Genomic DNA, 21,867 nt, shown 5'->3' with positions numbered 1-21,867 from the left:
GGGGTCGATTCCCCGTCCCCGCTGCCGATGCCGGGAGGCATCGGCGGGCCTTGGCGGCGCGTTGCCGCAGTGTCAACAGGCCCTAGATGATCCTCGAGAAGCGTTCCCGGCTCGCGTCGGCCTGCAGATAGCGGTCGAACACCATCGCGATGGAGCGGACGAAATACCACCCCAGCGGAGTGACCTGGATGGCTCCCGGCTCCAGGGCCACCAGTCCCTGGGCCGCCATCTGCTGCAGCTTTTCCATCTCCATCGCGAAGTGGCGCGGCACGTCCACGAGATAGGAGGCGGCCAGGGACTCGAACTCCACGCGGCCCTGGCACAACAAGGCCATGATGACGGCGCGCCGAAGCAGATCGTCGCGCGTCAAGGCCAGGCCGCGCTGGACGGGCAGCACGCGCTGGCGCAGGGCGTCCTCGTATTCGGTCAGCACCGTGGCGTTCTGCGCATAGGTCGCACCGATGCGGCTGATGGCCGACACACCCAGGCCGATCTGGTCGGCGTCCGACTGGGTCGAGTAGCCCTGGAAGCCGCGATGCAGCCGGCCCTGGCGCTTCGCGACCGCGAGCGGATCGTCGGGCAGCGCGAAATGGTCCATGCCGATATGGCAATAGCCCTCGCCGAGCAGCGCGCTGATGGCGCCGGACAGCATGGCCAGCTTGTCGCCGGCAGGCGGCAGCAGTTCGGCGGCGATGCGCCGTTGCGACTTGAATCGATGCGGCTGATGGGCGTAGGGGTAGAACGCCACGCGCTGGGGTCGCCACGCGGCCACCTGGGCCACGGTGCGGGCGAAGCTGGCGGGCGTCTGAAGCGGCAGGCCGTAGATGAGGTCGACGTTGATGGAAGTGAACCCCAGTTCGTGCGCCTGCTCGACCACGCTGCTCACTTGTGCAGCCGGCTGCACCCGGTGCACCGCCTTCTGGACGGCGGGCTCGAGATCCTGAACGCCGATGGACAGGCGGTTGAAGCCGAGCCGGCGCAGGTGGGCCAGGCGCTGCCGGTCCACGTTGCGCGGATCCACCTCGATGCACAGCTCGGCGCCGGGCAGCAGCTTGATCCTGCGCTGTAGCAGGCCCATCAATTCGCTCAGCTCACCGTCCGACAGGAAGGTGGGAGAACCCCCGCCGACATGGAGCTGGGATGCGGGTGCCGCTCCCCCCAGCGCCTCGGCCACCAGGTCCAGCTCGGCGGCCAGGGCGGCGAGATAGGGGGCACTGCGCTCGTGATGCCGGGTGATGATCTTGTTGCAGGCGCAGTAGTGGCAGAGCTGCTCGCAGAACGGGATGTGCACATACACGGACAAGGGCTGCGCCGAGCCGCGCTGGCGCAGGGCATGCCGATGCTGGGCGCCCTGGTAGGCCTCGACAAATCGGTCGGTGGTCGGGTAGGAGGTGTACCGTGGGCCCGCCACGTCGTGGCGGCGCAGCAGGTCGGCGTCAATGTCAATGGAGCGTTCGGATACGGCGGCCATCTGCTCACTGTGCGGAGTCTGGTGCACCCCGGCCTTGATCCAAGTCAAGGAGGGTGGTGGACTTTGGGCAAAGAATCGACTTCATGCTGAAGACCCTGCCGGGCGCGACGCCCTTGCCGACGACTCCGGACCTGTCTGCGGCGTCCTCCGTGGCGGCCCTCCAGCCCTTGAAGGTCGCCTGCGCCAGTTGCAACCTGCGCGAGCTCTGCCTGCCCGTGGGCATGACGGCGAACGATCTGGCCCGGCTGGACGGCCTGGTCGACAAGCGCCGCAGCGTGCCTCGCGGCGGCCACCTGTTCCGCAACGGCGAGCATTTCGAGGCGATCTACGCCGTGCGGACCGGCTTCTTCAAGACCTGCGTCAGCAGCGAAGACGGCCGGGAGCAGGTCACCGGCTTTCAGATGGCCGGCGAGCTGCTCGGGCTGGATGGCATCAGCAGCGACCATCATCACTGCGACGCGATCGCGCTCGAGGATTCCTCCGTCTGCGTCATTTCCTATGCGCAGCTGGAAAACCTGTCGCGGGAGTTCACCGTGCTGCAGCATCAGTTCCACAAGATCATGAGCCGGGAGATCGTGCGCGATCACGGCGTGATGCTGCTGCTGGGGAATATGCGCGCCGAAGAGAGGCTGGCGGCCTTTTTGCTGAACCTGACGCAGCGCCTGGAGGCACGCGGGTTCTCCGCGTCCAGTCTGGTGTTGCGCATGACCCGGGTGGAAATCGGGACCTATCTGGGACTGAAGCTGGAGACGGTCAGCCGGACCTTCTCCAAGTTCCATGATGACGGGCTGATGGAAGTGAAGCAGCGCCAGCTGCGCATCCTCGACCAGGCGGGCCTGCAGGCCTTGGTCAACAACAGCCGCTGCTGATTCGGCAGCGGTGCCGCAAGGCGGCGGCGGCCCTGCGTTGGAGTTGAGCCAGCGCAAGCCCCGTGGCTTGGCGCTCGCGCAACATGGCGCCGCCATGACCGCCACGCAAGCGCCCCTCCCATCCCGCCCTGGCGGAGCGCCCCTCTTCCGGGCGCGTGGCCTGAGCAAGGTCTACCGCACGGGCGAGATCGAGGTGCAGGCCCTGCGCGGCGTCGACCTCGACGTGGCTGCAGGGGAATTCATCGTCTTGCTGGGCGCCTCCGGCAGCGGCAAGTCCACGCTGCTCAACATCCTCGGCGGCCTGGACACGCCGACCACCGGCGAGGTCGTGTTTGCAGGCCAGGCGCTGCATGGCGCCAGGGAGGCGGCATTGACGGCCTACCGTCGTGAGCATGTCGGCTTCGTCTTCCAGTTCTACAACCTCATTCCCAGCCTGACGGTGCGCGAGAACGTCGCCCTGGTCACCGACATTGCGCGCGACCCCATGCCCGCCGACGAGGCGGTCGACCTCGTCGGCCTGACGCCGCGGCGCGACCACTTCCCGTCGCAGCTGTCCGGCGGCGAGCAGCAGCGCGTTGCCATCGCGCGCGCCATCGTCAAGCGCCCGGAGGTGCTGCTGTGCGACGAGCCGACCGGTGCGCTGGACTACCAGACCGGCAAGCTCGTGCTCGAGGTCATCGCCCGCGTCAATCGCGACATCGGCACGACGGCCATCGTCATCACGCACAACGCCGCCATCGCGGCCATGGCCGATCGTGTCATCTACCTGGGCGACGGCCGCATCCAGCGCATCGAGGTGAATGCGCAGCGGCTGTCGCCCTCCGAGCTGAGCTGGTGATGCGGGCCCTGGACCGCAAGCTGCTGCGCGACCTGCGCCAGATGTGGAGCCAGGCGCTGACCATCGCCCTGGTGGTGGCCAGCGGCATCGCCGGCTTCGTGACCAGCCTGTCGGCGGTGGACTCGCTGGCCCTGGCGCGCGAGCGCTTCTATGCCGAAGGCCGCTTCGCCGACCTGTTCGCCGGCGTGAAGCGCGCGCCGCGCGCCCTCGAGGCCAGCCTGCGCGAGGTGCCGGGCGTGGCCGACGTGCAGACGACGGTCGAGGCCGCCGTGCGGGTTTCCATTCCGGGCCTGCCCGACCCCATCATCGGCCAGCTCATCGGCCTGGACCGCCGGCAGCCGCCGCGCATGAACCTTGTCAGCGTCAGCGCCGGCCAGCGCCTGGAGGCCCTGGGCGACGCGGGCGCCGACGGCTCCCTGCCGGCGCTGGTCAACGAGGGCTTCGCCCAGGCCCGCGGCCTGCACCCCGGCGACGTGGTGGACGCCCTGGTCAACGGCAAGCAGCGCCGCCTGCGCATCGTCGGCACGGCCCTGTCGCCCGAGTACATCTTTGCCGGCCTGTGGGGCATGCCCGACCTGCGCGGCTTCGGCGTGTTCTGGCTGGACCGCGACGCCCTGGCCGCGGCCTATGACATGCAGGGCGCCTTCAACCGCATCGCCGTGAAGCTGGCGCCCGGTGCCTCGGCCGACGACGCCATGGCGGGCCTGGCGCGCCAGCTCGCCCGCTACGGCGGGCGCGACGTGCACGCCCGCGACGACCAGGTGTCGCACCAGATGCTCGACAACGAGATCAAGGAGCAGCGCGTGCTGGGCACGGTGCTGCCAGCCATCTTCCTGGGTGTGGCCGCCTTCCTGCTCAATGTCGTCGTGACACGCCTCGTCGGCACGCAGCGCGAGCAGATCGCCGCACTGAAGGCGCTGGGCTATTCGAATGCGAGCATCGCCGCCCATTACCTCAAGCTGGTGCTGGCCATCGTGGCGCTGGGACTGGCGCTCGGGCTGGGGCTGGGTGACCGGCTGGGCAGCGCGTTGACCGGGCTGTATGCCGAGTTCTTCCATTTCCCGCGCTTCGAGCACCGCCTGGCCGCGCCGCTGGTGCTCATCAGCGCCGCGATCACGATCGGCACGGCCGTGCTCGGCACGCTGAGCGCCATCCTGGCGACGGTGCGCCTGGCGCCCGCCGAGGCCATGCGCCCGCCCGCGCCCGGCCGCTACCGCCGCACCCTGCTGGAGCGCCTGGGCGTGCAGGCCATGGGCCCGGCCCTGCGCATGACGGTGCGCAACATGGAGCGCCGGCCGCTGCGCGCGGCGCTCGCCATCGGCGGCGTGGCCGCGGCGGTGGCCATCACCATCCTGGGCAACTACTTCCGCGATGCGATGGAGGCCATCATCGACACGCAGTTCACGCTGTCGCTGCGCGGCGACCTGACCGTCTGGACCGCCGAGCCGTGCGATGCCGCCAGCGCGCGCCTGGCCCTGGCCCGGCTGCCCGGCGTCCAGGGCGTGGAGACGACGCGCTTCGTGCCGGTGGAGATGAGCTTTGGCCACCGGCGCGAGCGCGTGCTGGTGCGGGGCTTCGCGCCGCGGCCGGAGCTCTACCGCGTCATCGACGTCGACAACCGCCAGATCCCGCTCGAGGGCCGCGGCCTGCTGCTGACCGACCGGCTGGCGGCCAAGCTCGGCGTCAGGCCGGGCGACCGCGTCTGGATCGAGGTGCTGGAGGGCGAGCCGCGCCGCGTGGCGCTGGAGGTCGGTGGCACGGTGCGCGACATGATGGGCCTGAACGCCTACATCGACCGCAACGCGCTGAACCAGGCCCTCGGCGACGGCGACCTCGGCGGCGGCCATGTGCTGGCCGTCCAGCGCGGCCGCGAGGCCGAGGTGCTGGCGGCCACCCAGGGCCTGCCGCGCGTGGCCGGCGCCTTCAGCAAGGCCACCATGGTGCGCAATATGCAGGAGATCAGCGCGCGCAATGTACGCATCATGAGCAGCATCCTGACGGTGTTCGCCAGCGTCATCGCAGTGGGCGTGGTCTACAACAACGCCCGCATTGTGCTGGCCGAGCGCGGCTGGGAGCTGGCCAGCCTGCGGGTGCTGGGCTTCACGCGCGCCGAGGTGTCGGCCATGCTGCTGGGCGAGATGGCCATCACCATCGCCGTCGCGCTGCCGCTGGGCATGCTGCTTGGCTGGGCGCTGATCCACGCCATCTCCGAGCTGCTGAAGTCGGACCAGTTCTTCTTTCCGGTCGTCATCCGCGCGCGCACCTATGCGTGGGCGGCGCTGTGCGTCGTCGCGGCCGGCATCGCCAGCGGGGCCGTCGTGCGCCGCCGCATCGACCGGCTCGACATGGTGGCCGTCCTCAAGACCAGGGAATGAACATGAAGACCTCGACCCGGCTGGCCGTCGCCGGCATCACCCTCGCCGCCGTGCTGGCCATCGCCTGGGCGTTTGCGCCACGGCCCCTGGAGGTGGAAGTCGCCACCGTCACCGAAGGGCCGTTCGAGGCGACGGTGGATGAAGATGCGCGCACGCGGCTGCGCGACCGCTACGTCGTGTCGGCGCCGCTGGCCGGACGGCTGGACCGCATCGTGCTGCGCGAGGGCGACACGGTGGCGGCGGGGGACGTCGTCGCCACGCTGACGCCGGCGCTGTCGCCGCTGCTGGATGAGCGCAGCCTGCGCGAGCTGCGCGCCCGCATCGAGGCCGCGCAGGCGGGTGTGGAGCGCGCCGCGGCCCGGCTGGAGGGCGCCAAGGTGGCCGTCCTGCAGGCCCGCAACGAGGCCCAACGCAGCGAGGAGCTGGCACGCCAGGGCTTTGTCGCCGCGACCAAGCTGGAGGCCGATCGCCTCGGGCTGATGGCCGCGCAGAAGGACCATGAGGCCGCCGCCGCGGAGCAGCATGTGGCCATGCACGAGGTCGAGCAGGCCCGCGCGGCACTGGGCGCCGCGCAGCGGGGCGGCAGCCCGGCCTTCGCGCTGCGCGCGCCGGTCGCGTGCCGCGTGCTGCGCGTGGTGCAGGCCAGCGAGGCCAGCGTGCCGCTGGGAACGCCCCTGCTGGAGCTGGGCGACACCGCGCACATGGAGGTGGTGGCCGAGCTGCTGACGACCGAGGCGGTGAAGCTGAAGGTCGGCCAGGCGGTGCACGTCGAGCGCTGGGGCGGCGCCGGCGAGTTGCGGGGGCGGGTCCGCCTCGTCGAGCCGGGGGCGTTCACCAAGGTCTCGGCCCTGGGCGTGGAGGAGCAGCGGGTGAGGGTGCTGATCGACCTCGCCAGCCCGGCCGAGCAGTGGCGCACGCTGGGAGACGCCTACCGTGTCGGCGTGCGCATCGTCGTGCTGTCCGAGGGCCGTGCGCTGCAGGTGCCGCTGGCGGCGGTCTTCCCGCGCAGCGACGCGCCCGGCATGGCGGTCTTTGTACTGGACGGCCAGCGCGCCAGGCTGCAGCCGGTCGACGTGGCGGCGCGCAGCAGCACCCATGCGTGGGCGCGCCAGCTTCCGGCGGCGGGCACGTCCGTCATCCTCTATCCGGCTGCCGCCGTGGCGGACGGGGCGCGCGTGCGCCCGCGCAAGATCTGACGCCCCGCCTGGGCGCGCCAGGCGGGGCTCAGTCGCCGCGGACGAGCAGCACCGGCACCGCGGCGCTGCGAAGAATGTGCTCGGCATCGCTGCCCAGGACCAGCCGGCGCAATCCGCGCCGGCCGTGGGTGCCGATCACGATCAGGTCGGCCGGCCAGTGGGCGGCCTCGTCCAGCACCGAGTCGCCGATGCGGCTGCCGAAGACTTCGCGCATCAGCACGTCCACCGGCAGCCCCGCGTCCTCGACACGCTGGCGTGCGGCGGCGAGGATGGCCTCGCCGGCTTCGCGCATCAGCGCGATGACCTCGGCGGTGGTGTCGGGGAAGCCCTCGGCCCCGATGACGATGGACTGCTCGTTCACGACGTGGATCAGGCGCAGCCGCGAGCCGGCCAGCCGGGCCATGGCGATGGCCTCCGTCAGCCCCTTGTCGGCCGTCGGGCTGCCGTCCACGGGGACCAGGATGTGCTTGTACATGGGGGAAGCTCCGTGTGGGCTAGAGGCGCGAGAACTCGTCGAAGGCGCTGACCGCCTGGGCCGCGTACATCAGGGAAGGGCCGCCCCCCATATAGGTCGCCACGGCCAGCGTCTCCTCGACTTCCTGGCGGGTGGCGCCCAGCTTCACCAGGGTCTGCATGTGGAAGCCGATGCAGGCGTCGCAGCGCGCGGCCACGCTGAGGGCCAGCGCGATCAGCTCCTTGCTCTTGCGGCTCAGCGCACCGTCGGCCAGGGCCGCACGGCCCAGGTCGTTGAAGGCCTTCATGGTGTCGGGCGTGCCGGTGCGCAGCGACGCGAGATCGGCGCTGATGCCCTGCGTCAGCTCGCGGAAATGGGTGCCGGACATGGTTCAGCCGCCTTTGCGAGGCTTCATCGAGCAGGTGTTGAAGCCAAACGGCAGATAGGCCGGGCAGGAGCCGATGAGGCCGGTGAACAGGGGCAGCAGGCCGATCCAGCCCCAGGCGCCGATGCTGCCGAACCAGGCCGCCGCGATCAGGGCGAGGCCGATGATGACCCGCGCGAAGCGGTCGAGTGTGCCGACGTTGAACATGCAACCTCCTGGGAAGTTCCTCCATCTTCGGCACTCGCGATGCAGGCGTGTTGACGGGGATCAAGGTTCGGCGCCGGTGCCTTGACCGCCATCAAGCGCGGGAGCGGGCAGGGGTGGTCACATGGGCCATTCGCATCTGGAGGCCTGCATGCATCAGGAAAGGCGCCGCGCCCTTGTCCGGCAAGACGGCGGGTCGGTGACATGAACGCGCCGGAAACTACCGGCCCGGCCGCAGGGCTCAGCGACGAGGAGGCCGGGCGACGCCTTGCCATTCACGGGCCCAACGAGATCCGTGACCGCGAGCGTCACGGCCTGCTGGCCACGCTGCGCGGCGTGCTCACCGAACCCATGTTCCTGCTGCTGCTCGTGGCCGCCACCGTCTATCTGGTGCTGGGCGACCTCGGCGAGGGGCTGCTGCTGGGCGGCTTTGCCGTCATCACCGTGGGCCTGGTCGTCTTCCAGGAGCGGCGCAGCCAGCATGCGCTCGATGCACTGCGGTCGCTGGCGGCGCCGCAGGCGCGCGTCGTGCGCGATGGGCGGATGCGCCGCATCCCGGCGCGCGAGCTGGTGCCGGGCGACGTCTTCCTGCTGGGCGAAGGCGAACGGGTCGCCGCCGATGGCGCCGTGCTCGACGCGGCGGCCCTGGAGGTGGACGAATCCTTGCTGACCGGCGAGTCGCTGCCGGTGCGCAAGCAGGCCTCGCAAGCGGGTCGGGAGGCCATGGCCGCACCCGGCGGCGACGACAGGTCCTGCGTCTACGCGGGGACGCTGGCCGTCGCCGGCCATGGGGCCGTTCGCGTGCTGGCCACGGGGCCGGGAACGCAGGTCGGCCGTATCGGTGCGTCGCTGGCCAGCATCGAGACGGCGCCCACGCCACTGGAGCGCCACCTGCGCCGCCTGGTACGGGCCTTCGGCGTGGCCACGCTGGCCGCCTGCACGGCCATCACGATCGGCTACGGTCTGCTGCATGGCGACTGGATGCAAGGCCTGTTGTCGGCCATCGCGCTGGGCATGGCCATGCTGCCGGAGGAGTTCCCGATGGTCCTGGCCGTCTTCCTCTCGCTGGGCGCCTGGCGGCTGGCGCGCATCCAGGTGCTGTCGCGCCGCCCCGCCGTCATCGAGGCGCTCGGGGCGGCCACCGTGCTGTGCGTCGACAAGACGGGCACGCTCACCGAGAACCGCATGCAGCTGCGCCGCCTCGTCACCGCGAGCGCCGACATCGTCGTCGAGCCCGGTGCCCCCATGCCGGAAGCCGTGCACCGCTTGCTGGAGTTCGCCATGCTGGCCTCGCGCCGCGGCAGCATCGACCCGTTGGACCGGGCCCTGCTCGCCCACGGCGACGCGGCGCTGGCCGACACCGAGCATCTGCATCCCGACTGGCGGCTGACGCACGAGTTCCCGCTCAGCGCCGAGCTGCTCGCGATGTCGCACGAATGGACGGACGCCGATGGCCGGCGTCGCGTCGCGGCCAAGGGCGCGCCCGAGGCCGTGTTCGACCTCTGTCACCTGGACGAGCCGGGCACCGCGGCCCAGCTGGCCCGGGTGCGGGAGCTGGCGGCGCAGGGGCTGCGCGTGCTGGCGGTGGCCGAAGGCTGCGCGCCAGGCGGCGGCCCGCTCCCGCGGCAGCACGACCATGATTTCAACTTGCTGGGCTTCGTCGCCTTCGAGGATCCGCTGCGGGCGAGCGTGCCCGCGGCCATCGTCCAGGCCCGTGAGGCCGGTATCGCGGTGGTGATGATCACGGGCGACCACGCGGCCACGGCCCTCGCCATCGCCCGCCAGGCGGGCATCGATGTGCAGGCCGGCGCGTTGACCGGTGCCGAGGTCGAGGCGCTGGGCGAGGACGCCCTGGCCGACGCCGTGCGGCGCGTGCGCGTGTTCGCCCGCGTCATGCCGCAGCAAAAGCTCAAGCTGGTGCAGGCGCTGCGCCGCAATGGCGAGACCGTGGCCATGACGGGCGACGGCGTCAACGACGCGCCCGCACTGAAGGCCGCGCACATCGGCATCGCCATGGGCGCGCGAGGCACCGACGTCGCCCGCGAGGCCGCCGGTCTCATCCTGCTCGACGAGGACTTCGGCCGCATCGTCGGCGGCGTGCGCATGGGCCGGCGCATCTTCGACAACCTGCGCAAGGTCATGGTCTACATCACGGCCATCCACGTGCCGGTCGCGGGCCTCGCGCTGCTGCCGCTGCTGTTGGGCCTGCCGCCGCTGATGCTGCCCGCCCACGTCGTGCTGACCGAGATGGTCATCGACCCGGCCTGCTCCCTGGCCTTCGAGGGCGCGCCCGAGGCGCCGGGCATCATGCGCCGGCCGCCGCGGCGCGGCGACGACGGCATCGTCGGCTGGGCCATGCTGTGGCAGGGGTTGGCGCAAGGCGGCTGCCTGCTGGTCGCAACGCTGGGGCTGTACGTGGCTGCACTGCAGGCTGGCCGGGACGCCGACGTCGCACGCACCCTCGCCGTGGCGGGCCTGACCGTGGGCAATCTGCTGCTCGTCGCGGCCAACACCTCCGCCGGCAATGGCCTGCGCGCCCTGCTCGACCCCAGCGCGCGTGCCTTCTGGGCGGTGGCCACGGTCGCCACCGCCGCCCTGGCCCTGGCCATCGCTCTGCCCGGCCCGCGCGGGCTGCTGCATTTCGGCGTGCCGGCCGCGGGTGAACTCCTGATGGCCGTCGCCGCAGTGGCGGTCGCCGTGGTCGTGGGGACGGCAATGAGCCGGCGCATGCGGCAGGGCTGAGTCCGGCTTGACGTCCGTCAAGCCTTGCAGCCCCCTGCCGGTGGTCTCATGGCGATCTCGCTTCGGAGGGAAGCATGCTCGAGAACAAGCTGGCGCCAGCGCCGGACCGCTTGCGCCGTGCACTGGTGTGCAGCCTGGCCTGCGGGCCGGCACTCGGGCGCGGCGAGCCTCCCCTGCAGCGTCCCCGCGTGCCCATCCTCGCCTTCCATCGCTTTGCGAGCGCCGTCCAGGACAGCATGACGGTGCGCATCGCCCACTTCGAGGCCCAGCTGGGCCTGCTGCAAAGCCTGTCCTGCCAGGTGATCCCGCTTTCGACCTGGGTCGCCTGGCGTCTCGCCAAAGCGAAGGGAGAGGACCTCCCGCTGCCGCCCCGCGCCGTCGTGCTGACGGCGGACGATGGCCACCGCTCCCAGTTCGAGGTGATGGCGCCGCGCCTGCGCGAGCGGGGCTGGCCCGTGACGCTGTTCATCTACCCATCGGCGATCTCCAACGCGGCCTATGCCATGACGTGGGCGCAGCTGCGCGAGCTGGCGGCCGACACGCGGGTCTCCGTGCAGTCGCACACCTACTGGCATCCCGACCTGCTGCGCGAGCGCGAGCGCATGACGCCAGCCGCCTTCCAGCGCTTTGCTGGCGACCAGCTCACGCGCTCGCGCGACACGCTGGAGCAGCAGCTCGGCCGCCCCGTGACGCTTCTCGCCTGGCCCTTCGGCCAAAGCGACGACGCCCTGGCCCGGCAGGCGGCCGAGGCCGGCTACCTGGCCGCCTTCTCGCTCGGCAACCGCTCGGCCACCGCCGCCGACCCGCCGTTCACCGTGCCACGACATCTGGTCGTGGACAGCGTCAACCTGCGCCAGCTGGCCGCCCGGCTGGAAGCAGCCTTTGGCGACAAGGCGGCGCCATGAGCCTCTGGCGCCGCTGGGTCCTCGCGCTTTGCATGGTGGCGTCGCCGGCCTGGGCGGTGGACGGGGTGGTCCTGGACGCGGACACGGGCCGGCCGGTGCCCCTGGCGACCCTCGTCGTCGGCACCGAGGTGCGCCGCAGCGATGCGCAGGGGCGCTTCGACGCCGGCGCGCCGGGCACGCCGCTGAAGGCCCGCGCACACGGCTATGCCCGCTACGCCGGGCAGGCGGCGCCGGCCCAGCCGCTGGTGGTGGCGCTGCGGCCGCTGCGGCCCAAGGCCCTCTATCTGTCGGTCTATGGCATCGGCAGCGCCCAGCTGCGCGGTGACGCGCTCAAGCTCATCGCCGAGACCGAGCTCAACGCCCTGGTCATCGACATCAAGGGTGATCGCGGACTCGTCCCCCACCCCAGCGCCGCCCTGGCCGCCGCGGGGCTGCCGCAGACCCTGGTCACCGTGCGCGACATGCCGGCCCTGCTGGGTGATTTGCGCGCCAGGGGCCTGTACCTGATCGCCCGCATCGTCACCTTCAAGGACGAGCCCTACGCGATGGCCCATCCGACCTGGGCCGTGCACGACGCGCTCGGCAAGGTCTGGAAGGACCGCGAGGGCCTGGCCTGGATCGACCCCTTCCGACGCGAGGCCTGGGAGCGCAGCCTGGCGCTGGCCGAGGAGGCCGCGCGGCTCGGCTTCGACGAGATCCAGTTCGACTACCTGCGCTTTCCCGACGCCACCGGTCTCGTGTTCGCCGAGCCCGACAGCGAGGAGGGCCGCATCGCCGCCATCACCGGCTTCCTGGACGCCGCCCGCGAGCGCCTGGCGCGCCACAACGTCTTCATCGCCGCCGATGTCTTCGGCTATGTGGCCTGGAACAGCAACGACACCCACATCGGCCAGCAGCTGGAGGCCATGGCGGCCCATGTGGACTATCTGTCGCCCATGCTCTATCCGTCCGGCTTCAGCTTCGGCATTCCCGGTCACCGCGATCCGGTGGCCGCGCCCTACGAGATCGTGCGCAAGAGCCTGCAGCGCGCCATCGACCGCACCGGGCTGCCCGGTGTCCGATTGAGGCCGTGGCTGCAGGCCTTCCGCGACTATGCCTTCGACCGCCGCGCCTTCGGCGAGCGTGAGATCCGCCTGCAGATCGACGCCGCCGAGGCGGTGGGCACCGACGGCTGGATGCTGTGGAACGCCGCCAACCGCTACGGCGAGGACGGGCTGGATCGCGACGAGCCGGCGCCGGACTGAAGGCGCTTGCAGCGCGGAAGCACCTGACATTCGCCAAGGTGCGCTTGCTGATGTCGACGACAAGTTCCCATGCGCAGGCCGTTCACCTACTCCGACAGCAACATCACGCGTGCCGAGGCCTCGCCCTGGCTGGTGAGGGGGCTAGTGACTCGTCACCACTGGCAGGTCGAACTCGCGGCCCACCATGGCACGGGCATACAGGTAGTTGCAGCGCGCCGGCTCGCTCATGGAATCCAGTACGACCTTGCCCTGCGGGTCACAGGGAAAGGCGTAGCCTCTTCCTTCAATGAACAGGGAACGAAAGCGCAGTTCGAATGGCCATTCGTGGCGAGTCGTGGGCGTTGAGGTGTTCATCACAGCTCCTTGATTGGCGTCCCATGCAGCAAACTTAGTCGTTGCCCGAACAGGGCGTGTCACGGGTCTGGAGCGGTCTGGAACAGAGTGTCAACCGTCAGTCTCAGCCGGGTCACAGAGACGCCGTGAGCCGCATCGAAGCGACACATGCCATTGCATCGATCAGCTCTGTTGCCGGCGCGCAGCGCGGGCCGCTGCCGTGACTCGGCTGATCACCTGTCGCGACAGGGCGCTGCGTTGATTTGAAGCAAACGGTGTCGCAGGCGCCGAAGCTAGCGTCGAGGCTTGTCAAGTCGGGCAATGCCACGGACAGCGCATGGACTACAAGGACTACTACGCCACACTGGGCCTTGACCCAGGGGCGTCGGCCGACGAGGTCAAGAAGGCCTATCGCAAGCTGGCGCGCAAATACCACCCCGACGTCAGCAAGGAGGCGGGCGCCGAGGCCCGCTTCAAGGAGGTCGCCGAGGCCTATGAGGTGTTGAAAGATCCCGAGAAGCGGGCCGCATACGATGCCCTGCGCCAGGACCTGGCGCGCCGACGGGCGGCAGGGCAGGGCGCGTCGCCGCCTCCCGACTGGGACGCTGGCTTCGAGTTCCGCGGCGCAGCTCCGGGCGACGGGGCCTGGGACGATCACAGCGACTTCTTCCACGCATTGTTCGGTGCTGCTCGACGAGGGGCGCGTCCGGCGGGCCAGCGGCGCGGCGAAGACCACCATGCCCGCGTCGCGGTCGAACTGGAAGACCTCTACCGCGGCGCGACGCGCAGCCTGTCGCTGCGGGCGCCGGTGCTGGACGGTCATGGCCGCGTGACGCTGGCGGAGCGCAGGATCGAGTTGCAGATTCCCAAGGGCACGCTGCCCGGCCAGCACCTGCGTTTGCAGGGTCAGGGCATGCCGGGCATCGGCGGAGGGCCACCGGGCGACCTCTACCTCGAAGTCGATGTCGCGCCGCATGCGCGTTATCGCGTGTCGGGTCGAGACGTCTTCTTCGATCTGCCGCTGGCGCCCTGGGAGGCCGCGCTGGGTGCCGAGGTGCGTGTGAACACGCCCACAGGCCCGGTCGCGCTCAAGGTGCCCCGTGGCAGCGCCCAGGGCCGCCAGCTGCGCCTGGGCGGCAGGGGCCTGCCCGGCCCGCCGGCGGGCGACCTCTTCGCCGTGCTGGGCATCGTGCTGCCGCCAGTCATGTCCGTGGTTGACGAGGAAGCCTGGCGCAACCTGGCCCAGGCCTTCAGCGGCTTTGACCCCCGCAACATCGCATAGGAGTAGCCATGGACACCCAGGAATCCGGTGGGGCTGCCGCCACCTGTGCGGTCATCGTCGTGGAACGAGACCTCGGGCTGTCGCTCGCGGAGCTGAGCGCGGCCTGTGCCTGCGAAATGGGCTTCATCGAGGCACTGGTCGACGAAGGCGTGCTGACGCCGGCCGGGGCGGGGCCGCAGAGCTGGTGCTTCACGGGCGCATCCCTGGCCCGGGCACGCGTTGCCTCGCGCCTGGCGCAGGACCTGCACGTCAATGTGCCCGGCGTCGCGCTGGCGCTGGAGCTGATCGACGAGATCGCGGTGCTGCGCGCCCGGCTGCGGGGCTGAGGGGCCCGCCGCGGCCTTATTCACGCGGGCCGGACCGCAGGCGTTCAAGCCCTCATGGCCAGCGTGAAGGTCTCCCACCGGCCCACTTCGCCCGTGCGTGCGAGGTTCAGAGCCCGGCCCACAAAGCGGCCGTGCCGGCCGCGGCGATGAGGACACCCGCGAGGACGACCTTGCGTCGGACCGAGCCCCGAGCCACCAGCATCACCATCGCGGTCTTCACCGCGGTGTTGGCAAGCAGGGCCGCCAGCAGCGCCCACGCCGCTGTTGCCGTCGGCGCTGCCTGATGGCCGGTCGGGCCGCTCAGTGAAAGGGCGATGGCATCGACGTCCGCGGCGCCCGCGAGTGCCGAGATCGCCAACAGGCCGCCGCTCGGGAAATGCTGCTGGGCGAGCTTCACCAGCACCAAGACGACGGCGAACAACGCGCCGAAACGAACCGCCGCGCTCAGGCTGAACGGGTTTTTCAGCGGAGTGGAGGGCTCGGCGGAGGCCGCTGCGGCCTGGCTGCCCGCCAGGTAATGCCGGAACGCCAGGGCGCCGGCGATGCAGCCCATGAGCAGCAGCGGCGGCCACAGGGCGCTCAATAGCTGCCGGTTGAGGAGGGCGACTATCGTCAGCACGCGCAGGAACATGACCGACCATGCACACAGGATGCCGGCGGCGAAGGTGCTGCCGTTGCTGGCGAGGCCCGGCTTGCGGCTGTCGCGCGCAAAGTTCAGCGTGGTGGCCGTGGACGAAACCAGCCCCCCGGCGAGACCGGTCACGGCGGCCCCGCGAGCCGGCCCCAGCCAGCGCATGCCGACATAGCCGGCCAGCGACAGCGCCGAGATCAGGACCACCAGCAGCCACAGCTGGTAGGGGTTGAGGGCCTGCCAGGGATCCACCGTCTCATTGGGCACCAGGGGGAGCACGATGACCGAGGCGATCAGCAGCTTGATGCCCGCCAGGAGGTCATCGAGGCCGATGCGCGCCACCCAGGCGTGCAGGGGCTGCTTGAAGGCGAGCACCGCCGACAGGGTGACGGCCAGCGCGACGGCCAGCTCCCGGCTGCCCGTCGCGGCCATGCCGCCAAGCAGGACCACGGCGATGGCGGCGATCTCGCTGGTCAGGGTCGGCGTGCGATCCGGCTGCGCCACCTCCCGGCTGCCCGGCAGGTGGCTGGCTATCGCCATGGCGCTCACCGAGGCCAGCACGACGACGAAGAGCCAGGGATTCTGCAGTTCGCCACCCAGCCAGGCCGAAGCAGCACCGGCCAGGGCCAGCAAGGCATGCGTTCTGATGCCGCCGATCGGGTGGGGGCTGCTGCCGTTCCTTTTCTTCTCCCTTTCGATCCCCACCAGGATCCCGATCAGGAGTGCGACCAGGAAGCGGCTTGCGAGGTCGGGTGTCATCGGCTGCTTCGCTGCGTTGGAATGCGTCGGTTCTTGTGGTGGGTCAGCGCTTGGCAGCGTGCCTCTGTCCCTGCTGAGACTTCATCTTCGGCGCGGTGGGAGCCAGGCGGTTGACGCCGATCAAGAAAGGCCGCCCGGGTCGGCGGCATCCGAACAACGCCTTTGCGGATGAGATGACGACCGCTTGATGGCAGTCAATGGACCGGCAGCGGCGGCAAGCTAGGGTCGCCTCCATGAAAACGAGTCGATCCGCCGGCCTCGTCGCCAGCGTCCTGATGGCGTTCGTGCTGGCGTCGGTGGCGAGCGCGGATGTCGCAGCCTCGCGGCCGGCCGCCAGCGTCGCCCCCTCCAGCTTTGCGGCGGCCTTCCAGCGCGGGTCGGCCTGGAGCGTGGGCATCTACATGTTCGTGGCGGGCGATGACGAGCCCCGCGTCGGCGCGGGTTTCCTGCTCGATGACAAGGGGTCGGTCGCCACGGCCGCCCATCTGCTGGGCGAGGCGCAGCAGATCCTGGTCGCCCTGCCCGACAAGCGCCTCGTCGCCGCCGAGGTCGAGGGACAGGATGTCGAGTCGGATATCGCCCTGCTGCGCATCAGCCCGGCCCCTCGCGTGCATCCAGTGCTGGCAAAAGCGGGCAGCCTTCGAGTGGGTGACTGGGTCATGGCTGTCGGCGACCCCTTCGGCCTTGAGCGTTCGGCGTCGGTCGGCATCGTCAGCGGCATGGACCGGCACTTCGGCGACGACGGTGAACTGCTGTTCATCCAGAGCGATGTTGCCCTGAACCCGGGCAACTCGGGCGGGCCCTTGCTGGATGCCACGGGGGCGATCGTCGGCATGAATGCGCGCACCATCGTGGGCCCCGTGGGGACGCCCGGTGCCAGCTTGGCCATACCCATCGATATCGTCAAGCAGATCGTCAACGAACTGCGCGGCGACAGCGCCTTGCCGGCCAGGCCCCGGCTTGGCGCACTGTTCGACGACGTGCCGCCCCTGACCGCCTGGGCGGCCGGGCGGGGCAACGTCAGCGGTGCTTTGATTCTCAGCGTGCCTCGCGGGACGCTCGCCGAGCGGCTGCAACTCCATGCGGGCGACATCGTGACGATGATGAACGGCCAGCCCATCACGGGCGGCGCGGATCTGGTGAATGTGCTGCTGGCCTGGCGTGGTCCGGCGCAGGCGCGCGTCGTCGTGCAACGCGGCGGCCGTGAACTGCTGCTGCGGCTCGATTGACCGCCAAGGTCGGTCCCGAGCGCGGCTCGGCCAGTGGCCGGCCTGGCGCGCCCGGTTGGGATCGAACCAACAACCCCTGCCTTCGGAGGGCAGTACTCTATCCATTGAGCTACGGGCGCGAAGCCTCGCATTCTAGCAGCGGGGTATCTGCTGGCCTGGGGAGGGTGGCGAGGCTGCCTATAATTCGGCGGTTTTTCGTGTCGCGCGCCAAGCCGGCATGAACAAGAAGAGCAGACCGACAAGGATCGACAAGAGGAATCCATGAGCGCCAGCCACGACCACGACCAAGACGACGCCCACACCGGCCCGATCAAGACCCCCAAGCAACTCGCCTGGGCCGTGCTGTTTGCCTTCGTGGTGCCGGTCATCGTCATCATCCTGCTGGCCAACTACGTCAGCACCGACACCAAGCCGGCCGCCGGCACGGCCGCCTTCGAGGCCCAGGCCGTTGCAGAGCGCATCGCGCGGGTCGGCCATGTCGAAGTCAAGGACGTCAACGACGCCGCCGCGATGAAGACCGGCGAGCAGGTCTTCCAGGCCCAGTGCTCGGCCTGCCACGCCACCGGCGCCGCCGGCGCTCCCAAGCTGGGCGACGCCGCGGCCTGGGGCCCGCGCATCAAGAGCGGCTTTGACGCCCTCGTGCATTCGGCCCTCAAGGGCAAGGGCAATATGGGCCCCCAGGGCGGCGGCGACTTCAGCGACTTCGAAGTCTCCCGCGCCGTCGTCTACATGGCCAACCAGGGCGGTGCCAAGTTCGACGAGCCCAAGATGGCCGCGCCGGCCGCTTCGGCAGCGCAATAAGCGTCGATGCCTGTGTAATCCAGGGCTGCTTCGGCAGCCCTTGTCGTTTCAGGCCTCAGGGACTCGGCCGGCGCACGAAGCCGAAACGCTGCGGCAGCTCATCCGAGCGGAATTCTTGCGGCGTCCAGCGGCCCTGCTCGACGGCGTCGGCCGCCGGGCCCATGTCGGCCGTGTGCACCAGGCCCAGGCCGAGGTCGGCGAGCAGATACAGGCGCCCGGCCTCGTCCAGCCAGCTCGACTGCACCGCCGCCGTGGCGCCGGTGTGGCTCAGCACGCGGCCATCGGGCTGCAGGCGCCAGATCCAGGGCGTGGCTTCCAGTTCCACATAGACGCGTTGCGGGCCGTTCTGGAAGAACCAGCAGCCGGCCTCGTCCGAGGCGTAGTTGCGCTCGATGAAGGCGCGCAGCTTGTCATGGTTGATGCGGCTGCCCTTGACGTCAGGGAAGGGGCCAGCGTGCTGGATGCGCTCGTCACGCATATACCAGTCGCCGCGCGCGTCCAGGGCCAGCCAGCCGTAGCAGTGCGGCACATTGGGCCACTTCTTCAGGGCCGCTTCGACGATGGGGTCCATCAGCGATGCCTCCAGAGCCAGTCGCAGACCTGCTCGGGCATGGTCAGCAGATGCCCCGGCAGCCGGCCGGCAGGGAAGCCGACATGGCCGCCGTGGCCGGGCTGCCAGAGTGTCACATGGGTGCCCACTTCAGCGGCATGGGGCAGGCTGTCCCCGGGCACGAAAGGGTCGTTGCGCGCATTCAGCACCAGGGCCGGGATGCGGATGCGGTGCAGATGCGGCTTGGCCGCGGCGCGGGTCCAGTAGTCCTCGGTGCTCCTGAAGCCGTGCAGGGGCGCGGTGAAGAGGTTGTCGAACTCGTAGATGGTCGAGGCGCGCTTCAGGCGCTCACCGTCGAACAGCCCGGGGTGCTGCTGCAGCTTGCGCAGGGCCTTGGGGATCATGGTGCGCAGGAAGCGGCGCGCATAGACCTGCTTGTTGAAGCCGCGGTCGATGGCCGCGCCGGCGGCGGCGAGGTCGATGGGCGAGCAGATGGAGCAGACGGCGTCGGCGAGGTGCGCCGCCTGGGTGCCGGCCTCCTCGGCCCAGCGCATCAGCGCATTGCCGCCCAGCGAGACACCGGCGACCAGCAGCTTGGCGCCGTGGCGTTCACGCAGGCGCTGCAGGATCCAGCCCACCTCCTCGTAGTCGCCCGAGTGGTAGGCGCGGGGGCCGCGGTTCAGCTCGCCCGAGCAGCCGCGGAAGTGCGGCAGCGCCATGGCCCAGCCGCGCGCCCGGGCGACGCTGGCGAAGGCGACGCTGGAGTGGCTGGTGCGATCGCCTTCCAGGCCATGGAAGAGCACGAACAGCGGTGCATCCTCGGGCGCATCGGCCAGGAAGTCGACATCGATGAAGTCGCCGTCCGGCGTGTCCCAGCGCTCGCGGGTCCAGTTGGGCGGCGGGCCGTCGTGCTGGCGGCTGAAGAGGGCCGGCCAGATGGTCTGGGCGTGGCCGCCGGGCAGCCAGCGGGGGGCGCGGTACTGCATGCGCTGCCCTCCTAGTGAAGCGTGCCGGCGTCGGCGACGAGCTCCTGGACATCGCCCGCGTTGCCGGGGCTGGCGTGGTGCAGCACCAGGCGCCAGCCCAGCGCCGTCTTCAGATAGACATTGGTCGCGATGACCCAGGACTGCTGGGCTTCGCCCTGCAGCTGCACGCGTTCCAGCACATGGTGGATGGCGCAGTCGCCGCTGTGCAGGCGCCGCACGCGCTCGGGGTGGACGCTGACGGCGCCGCGCTGGAACACCGCCTCGAAGGCGGCACGGATCGCGGACAGGCCGACGATGCGCGGGCCGCCCGGGTGCACGCAGGCCACTTCCTCGTCATCCGCCCACAGGGCCATCAGGTGGTCCAGGTCGGCATGCTGCAAGGCTTCGTAGAACTGGGCCTCGGTATCGTCGGGCGAGGCGAGCAGGGCGGCGGTCTGGGCGGCGGAGCGGGGCATCATTCCATTGTAGGGAGACCTCGTTGCGCAAGGCATGCCGTTGCCCCCACCGCGGCGTAGCATCGCCACGTCTTGCCGCGGTCGCGGCATCGACGGTTCAGCACAGGAGGGGCTCATGGGCTATCACCTCGAAGGTCGGCTGCTGGAGGTCTGCAATTGCAAGGTGCTCTGCCCTTGCTGGATTGGCGAGGATCCCGACAACGGGACCTGCGACACCATCGTCTCCTGGCGCATCGACAAGGGCGTCATCGAGGGCACCGATGTCTCGGGCCTGACCATCGCCGCCGTGGCCCATGTGCCCGGCAACATCCTGCAGGGCAACTGGACGGCCGCCATCTTTGTCGACGCCAAGGCCAGCGCGGCCCAGGAGCAGGCCCTGCTCAAGGTCTACATCGGCCAGGCCGGCGGGCCGGTGGCCGACCTGGCCAAGCTGATCGGCAGCGTCGTGTCGGTCGAGCGCGCCGACATCCGCTTCGACGTGCAGGGCGGCAAGGGCACGCTGCAGATCGGCAGCGACTATTACGCCGAGCTGGAGCCCTATCTCGGCGCCACCGGCGGCCAGACGACGCTGTCGGACACGGTGTTCTCGACGGTGCCGGGCGCGCCGGTTTTCGTCGGCAAGGCGCCGCGCTACCGTTCGAAGAACGCTGCGCTTGGCATCGATCTCGACCTCAAGGGCCACAACGCGCTGCAGAGCATCTTTGTCTTCGATGCATGAAATGAGGCCCCTCGTCCAGCCGCACGCCGCTGAACGCGGTGCGTCTGACCGGGACCGCGCCGCGGCCAGAGGCCGTAGCGCTTCGGCAGGCATGGCGAGTCCTCAGGACTCGCCAAGTCCGGCCTCAGCCCCCGAGGGGACGGCGATGCTTGCGGCATCGAGCCGCAAGTACATCGCCAGAGCGGGCCGGCTAGGGAGCGGCCCGGCGCCCGGCCCGCAGGGGGCATGCCCTACGGCCGCCAAGGCGGGGATGGGTGACTGAAGTGCCGGCGCTGGCCGGCAGTCCCGAAGGTCGCGCTGCACGCCATCGCCGCGTCTTCCTGCCAGTCTGGCTGGGGCTGGTTGTGCTGGCTTGGGCCCTGCTGTGGGCCTGGAGCCTGAGCCCCTATGCCCGCTACATGGACCACGGCGGCTGGACCGGGCCGCTGGCCGATCTGTGCCGCTCACTGCCGGGCGCTGCCTGGTGGTTGCCGGCCAGCCTGGCGGCCCTGGCCTGGCTGCTGATGTGCATCGCCATGATGCTGCCGACGACGCTGCCGCTGTTCGACGTGTTCGAGCGCATCACGGCCGGCCGTGCCGACCAGGGCCTGCTGCTGGGCCTGCTCGGCATGGGCTATCTGGCCGTCTGGAGCCTGTTCGGCGTGCTGGCCCATGGGGCGCACGAAGCCCTGCTGGCCGGCGTTGGCCGCCTGCCTTGGCTGGCCGACCGGGCCATGTGGATAGGCGTGGCCACGCTGGCGGGCGCGGGTGCCTTCCAGTTCTCGGCGCTGAAATACCGCTGCCTGGAGCAATGCCGCACGCCGCTGAGCTTCGTCATGGCCCATTGACGCGGCGGCCGGCCGCGCTGGCAGGCCCTGCGTCTCGGAACTCATCACGGCTTGTTCTGCATCGGCTGCTGCTGGGCGCTGATGCTGCTGATGTTCGTCGTCGGCATGGGCCATCTCGGCTGGATGCTGGCCCTGGCCGCCTTGATGGCGGCCGAGAAGAACCTGCCCGGCGGGCGCCGGCTCAGTGCGCCGCTGGGCTGGGCCTTGCTGGCGGCGGCGGCGCTGCTGGCGCTGTGGGGCGGCACGCCGTGACGCACGGCCGCCTGCTGCTGCTTTGCACCTTGGCC

General features: G+C 70.5%; 21 protein-coding genes, 1 tRNA gene and 1 pseudogene. 13 read left to right on the top strand and 10 right to left on the bottom strand.

The features are described from left to right. Positions 1 to 82 precede the first annotated feature (82 nt). Positions 83 to 1,471: an oxygen-independent coproporphyrinogen III oxidase gene (hemN, locus tag J2X20_RS14465; protein WP_310265938.1), complete on the bottom strand. Its 1,389-nt coding sequence runs from the start codon at positions 1,469 to 1,471 to the stop codon at positions 83 to 85. 83 nt (positions 1,472 to 1,554) lie between these two features. On the opposite strand from hemN, the gene J2X20_RS14460 reads away from it, so the two are divergent. From J2X20_RS14460 to J2X20_RS14445, 4 genes are all read left to right on the top strand, one after another. Further along, entirely contained in the window at positions 1,555 to 2,340 is a 786-nt protein-coding gene (locus J2X20_RS14460) for a helix-turn-helix domain-containing protein (RefSeq protein ID WP_310265936.1), read from the top strand. Positions 2,341 to 2,434: 94 nt separating this feature from the next. Further along, positions 2,435 to 3,178: an ABC transporter ATP-binding protein gene (locus J2X20_RS14455; RefSeq protein WP_310265934.1), complete on the top strand. Its 744-nt coding sequence runs from the start codon at positions 2,435 to 2,437 to the stop codon at positions 3,176 to 3,178. Then, a complete protein-coding gene (locus J2X20_RS14450; protein WP_310267841.1) occupies positions 3,178 to 5,553 on the top strand; it encodes an ABC transporter permease in 2,376 nt (791 codons plus the stop codon). Before J2X20_RS14455 ends, J2X20_RS14450 begins: the two co-directional genes overlap by 1 nt. A gap of 2 nt (positions 5,554 to 5,555) precedes the next feature. Continuing rightward, the gene (locus J2X20_RS14445; protein WP_310265933.1) at positions 5,556 to 6,749 is read left to right on the top strand and encodes an efflux RND transporter periplasmic adaptor subunit; all 1,194 of its coding nucleotides are present in this window, start codon (positions 5,556 to 5,558) and stop codon (positions 6,747 to 6,749) included. 28 nt (positions 6,750 to 6,777) lie between these two features. Here the strand turns inward: J2X20_RS14445 and J2X20_RS14440 are convergent, their stop codons facing one another. The 3 genes from J2X20_RS14440 to J2X20_RS14430 are packed head-to-tail and all read right to left on the bottom strand — an operon-like array spanning position 6,778 to position 7,795. Next, positions 6,778 to 7,224, bottom strand: a complete 447-nt coding sequence (locus J2X20_RS14440) for a universal stress protein (protein ID WP_310265931.1) — start codon at positions 7,222 to 7,224, stop codon at positions 6,778 to 6,780. Positions 7,225 to 7,243: 19 nt separating this feature from the next. Continuing rightward, positions 7,244 to 7,591, bottom strand: coding sequence for a carboxymuconolactone decarboxylase family protein (locus J2X20_RS14435; protein ID WP_310265929.1), 348 nt, complete (start codon positions 7,589 to 7,591; stop codon positions 7,244 to 7,246). 3 nt (positions 7,592 to 7,594) lie between these two features. Continuing rightward, a complete protein-coding gene (locus tag J2X20_RS14430) occupies positions 7,595 to 7,795 on the bottom strand; it encodes a YgaP family membrane protein (protein ID WP_310265928.1) in 201 nt (66 codons plus the stop codon). 201 nt (positions 7,796 to 7,996) lie between these two features. Here J2X20_RS14430 and J2X20_RS14425 point away from each other — a divergent pair, with 201 nt between their 5' ends. The 3 genes from J2X20_RS14425 to J2X20_RS14415 all read left to right on the top strand — a co-directional run bounded on the left by J2X20_RS14425 (position 7,997) and on the right by J2X20_RS14415 (position 12,683). Beyond that, positions 7,997 to 10,534 (top strand): cation-translocating P-type ATPase, encoded by a 2,538-nt coding sequence (locus J2X20_RS14425; RefSeq protein ID WP_310265927.1) that lies wholly within the window; start codon positions 7,997 to 7,999, stop codon positions 10,532 to 10,534. 74 nt (positions 10,535 to 10,608) lie between these two features. Next, entirely contained in the window at positions 10,609 to 11,439 is an 831-nt protein-coding gene (locus J2X20_RS14420; protein WP_310265925.1) for a polysaccharide deacetylase family protein, read from the top strand. Further along, positions 11,436 to 12,683: a putative glycoside hydrolase gene (locus J2X20_RS14415; protein ID WP_310265923.1), complete on the top strand. Its 1,248-nt coding sequence runs from the start codon at positions 11,436 to 11,438 to the stop codon at positions 12,681 to 12,683. The genes J2X20_RS14420 and J2X20_RS14415 overlap by 4 nt, the downstream gene beginning before the upstream one ends. A gap of 141 nt (positions 12,684 to 12,824) precedes the next feature. Here the strand turns inward: J2X20_RS14415 and J2X20_RS14410 are convergent, their stop codons facing one another. Then, on the bottom strand, positions 12,825 to 13,037 hold the full coding sequence (locus J2X20_RS14410; RefSeq protein ID WP_310265921.1) for a hypothetical protein: 213 nt from the start codon (positions 13,035 to 13,037) through the stop codon (positions 12,825 to 12,827). Positions 13,038 to 13,353: 316 nt separating this feature from the next. On the opposite strand from J2X20_RS14410, the gene J2X20_RS14405 reads away from it, so the two are divergent. Then, positions 13,354 to 14,298 carry a DnaJ C-terminal domain-containing protein gene (locus J2X20_RS14405; protein WP_310265920.1) on the top strand — a complete coding sequence of 315 codons (945 nt, stop codon included), beginning with the start codon at positions 13,354 to 13,356 and terminating at the stop codon, positions 14,296 to 14,298. Between the two features lie 8 nt (positions 14,299 to 14,306). After that, the gene (locus J2X20_RS14400; RefSeq protein ID WP_310265919.1) at positions 14,307 to 14,624 is read left to right on the top strand and encodes a chaperone modulator CbpM; all 318 of its coding nucleotides are present in this window, start codon (positions 14,307 to 14,309) and stop codon (positions 14,622 to 14,624) included. 106 nt (positions 14,625 to 14,730) lie between these two features. Here the strand turns inward: J2X20_RS14400 and J2X20_RS14395 are convergent, their stop codons facing one another. Next, complete coding sequence (locus J2X20_RS14395; RefSeq protein WP_310265917.1) at positions 14,731 to 16,014, bottom strand: MgtC/SapB family protein; 1,284 nt, start codon at positions 16,012 to 16,014, stop codon at positions 14,731 to 14,733. A 233-nt stretch (positions 16,015 to 16,247) separates the two neighbouring features. Here J2X20_RS14395 and J2X20_RS14390 point away from each other — a divergent pair, with 233 nt between their 5' ends. Then, a complete protein-coding gene (locus tag J2X20_RS14390; RefSeq protein ID WP_310265915.1) occupies positions 16,248 to 17,243 on the top strand; it encodes a S1C family serine protease in 996 nt (331 codons plus the stop codon). Positions 17,244 to 17,286: 43 nt separating this feature from the next. On the opposite strand, the gene J2X20_RS14385 is transcribed toward J2X20_RS14390, so the two are convergent. Beyond that, positions 17,287 to 17,362, bottom strand: a tRNA-Arg gene (locus tag J2X20_RS14385). 142 nt (positions 17,363 to 17,504) lie between these two features. Here J2X20_RS14385 and J2X20_RS14380 point away from each other — a divergent pair. Further along, entirely contained in the window at positions 17,505 to 18,044 is a 540-nt protein-coding gene (locus J2X20_RS14380; RefSeq protein ID WP_310265914.1) for a c-type cytochrome, read from the top strand. Positions 18,045 to 18,099: 55 nt separating this feature from the next. On the opposite strand, the gene J2X20_RS14375 is transcribed toward J2X20_RS14380, so the two are convergent. The 3 genes from J2X20_RS14375 to J2X20_RS14365 are packed head-to-tail and all read right to left on the bottom strand — an operon-like array spanning position 18,100 to position 20,035. After that, on the bottom strand, positions 18,100 to 18,615 hold the full coding sequence (locus J2X20_RS14375) for a DUF2946 family protein (RefSeq protein WP_310265913.1): 516 nt from the start codon (positions 18,613 to 18,615) through the stop codon (positions 18,100 to 18,102). After that, positions 18,615 to 19,580 (bottom strand): YheT family hydrolase, encoded by a 966-nt coding sequence (locus J2X20_RS14370; protein WP_310265912.1) that lies wholly within the window; start codon positions 19,578 to 19,580, stop codon positions 18,615 to 18,617. The genes J2X20_RS14375 and J2X20_RS14370 overlap by 1 nt, the downstream gene beginning before the upstream one ends. 11 nt (positions 19,581 to 19,591) lie before the next feature. Beyond that, positions 19,592 to 20,035: a YybH family protein gene (locus J2X20_RS14365; protein WP_310265909.1), complete on the bottom strand. Its 444-nt coding sequence runs from the start codon at positions 20,033 to 20,035 to the stop codon at positions 19,592 to 19,594. Positions 20,036 to 20,150: 115 nt separating this feature from the next. Here J2X20_RS14365 and J2X20_RS14360 point away from each other — a divergent pair, with 115 nt between their 5' ends. Both J2X20_RS14360 and J2X20_RS14355 read left to right on the top strand, forming a co-directional pair. After that, the gene (locus J2X20_RS14360) at positions 20,151 to 20,753 is read left to right on the top strand and encodes a DUF1326 domain-containing protein (RefSeq protein WP_310265907.1); all 603 of its coding nucleotides are present in this window, start codon (positions 20,151 to 20,153) and stop codon (positions 20,751 to 20,753) included. Positions 20,754 to 21,016: 263 nt separating this feature from the next. Beyond that, positions 21,017 to 21,832: pseudogene (locus tag J2X20_RS14355) on the top strand (DUF2182 domain-containing protein). Positions 21,833 to 21,867: the final 35 nt, after the last annotated feature.

It is taken from the genome of Roseateles saccharophilus (genome assembly GCF_031458095.1).
Lineage (GTDB): Bacteria > Pseudomonadota > Gammaproteobacteria > Burkholderiales > Burkholderiaceae_C > Pelomonas > Pelomonas saccharophila_A.
Note: the sequence above shows the minus strand (reverse complement) of the source record. Positions and strands in the feature narration are given on the sequence as shown.

What these genes read in the sequence shown, in the direction of transcription:
- J2X20_RS14430 (WP_310265928.1), bottom strand. Translation starts at nt 7,795, where the DNA reads ATGTTCAACGTCGGCACACTCGACCGCTTCGCGCGGGTCATCATCGGC.
- J2X20_RS14450 (WP_310267841.1), top strand. Translation starts at nt 3,178, where the DNA reads ATGCGGGCCCTGGACCGCAAGCTGCTGCGCGACCTGCGCCAGATGTGG.
- J2X20_RS14370 (WP_310265912.1), bottom strand. Translation starts at nt 19,580, where the DNA reads ATGCAGTACCGCGCCCCCCGCTGGCTGCCCGGCGGCCACGCCCAGACC.
- J2X20_RS14455 (WP_310265934.1), top strand. Translation starts at nt 2,435, where the DNA reads ATGACCGCCACGCAAGCGCCCCTCCCATCCCGCCCTGGCGGAGCGCCC.
- hemN (WP_310265938.1), bottom strand. Translation starts at nt 1,471, where the DNA reads ATGGCCGCCGTATCCGAACGCTCCATTGACATTGACGCCGACCTGCTG.
- J2X20_RS14445 (WP_310265933.1), top strand. Translation starts at nt 5,556, where the DNA reads ATGAAGACCTCGACCCGGCTGGCCGTCGCCGGCATCACCCTCGCCGCC.
- J2X20_RS14425 (WP_310265927.1), top strand. Translation starts at nt 7,997, where the DNA reads ATGAACGCGCCGGAAACTACCGGCCCGGCCGCAGGGCTCAGCGACGAG.
- J2X20_RS14375 (WP_310265913.1), bottom strand. Translation starts at nt 18,615, where the DNA reads ATGGACCCCATCGTCGAAGCGGCCCTGAAGAAGTGGCCCAATGTGCCG.
- J2X20_RS14460 (WP_310265936.1), top strand. Translation starts at nt 1,555, where the DNA reads ATGCTGAAGACCCTGCCGGGCGCGACGCCCTTGCCGACGACTCCGGAC.
- J2X20_RS14395 (WP_310265917.1), bottom strand. Translation starts at nt 16,014, where the DNA reads ATGACACCCGACCTCGCAAGCCGCTTCCTGGTCGCACTCCTGATCGGG.
- J2X20_RS14390 (WP_310265915.1), top strand. Translation starts at nt 16,248, where the DNA reads ATGAAAACGAGTCGATCCGCCGGCCTCGTCGCCAGCGTCCTGATGGCG.
- J2X20_RS14435 (WP_310265929.1), bottom strand. Translation starts at nt 7,591, where the DNA reads ATGTCCGGCACCCATTTCCGCGAGCTGACGCAGGGCATCAGCGCCGAT.
- J2X20_RS14360 (WP_310265907.1), top strand. Translation starts at nt 20,151, where the DNA reads ATGGGCTATCACCTCGAAGGTCGGCTGCTGGAGGTCTGCAATTGCAAG.
- J2X20_RS14400 (WP_310265919.1), top strand. Translation starts at nt 14,307, where the DNA reads ATGGACACCCAGGAATCCGGTGGGGCTGCCGCCACCTGTGCGGTCATC.
- J2X20_RS14420 (WP_310265925.1), top strand. Translation starts at nt 10,609, where the DNA reads ATGCTCGAGAACAAGCTGGCGCCAGCGCCGGACCGCTTGCGCCGTGCA.
- J2X20_RS14410 (WP_310265921.1), bottom strand. Translation starts at nt 13,037, where the DNA reads ATGAACACCTCAACGCCCACGACTCGCCACGAATGGCCATTCGAACTG.
- J2X20_RS14365 (WP_310265909.1), bottom strand. Translation starts at nt 20,035, where the DNA reads ATGCCCCGCTCCGCCGCCCAGACCGCCGCCCTGCTCGCCTCGCCCGAC.
- J2X20_RS14380 (WP_310265914.1), top strand. Translation starts at nt 17,505, where the DNA reads ATGAGCGCCAGCCACGACCACGACCAAGACGACGCCCACACCGGCCCG.
- J2X20_RS14440 (WP_310265931.1), bottom strand. Translation starts at nt 7,224, where the DNA reads ATGTACAAGCACATCCTGGTCCCCGTGGACGGCAGCCCGACGGCCGAC.
- J2X20_RS14415 (WP_310265923.1), top strand. Translation starts at nt 11,436, where the DNA reads ATGAGCCTCTGGCGCCGCTGGGTCCTCGCGCTTTGCATGGTGGCGTCG.
- J2X20_RS14405 (WP_310265920.1), top strand. Translation starts at nt 13,354, where the DNA reads ATGGACTACAAGGACTACTACGCCACACTGGGCCTTGACCCAGGGGCG.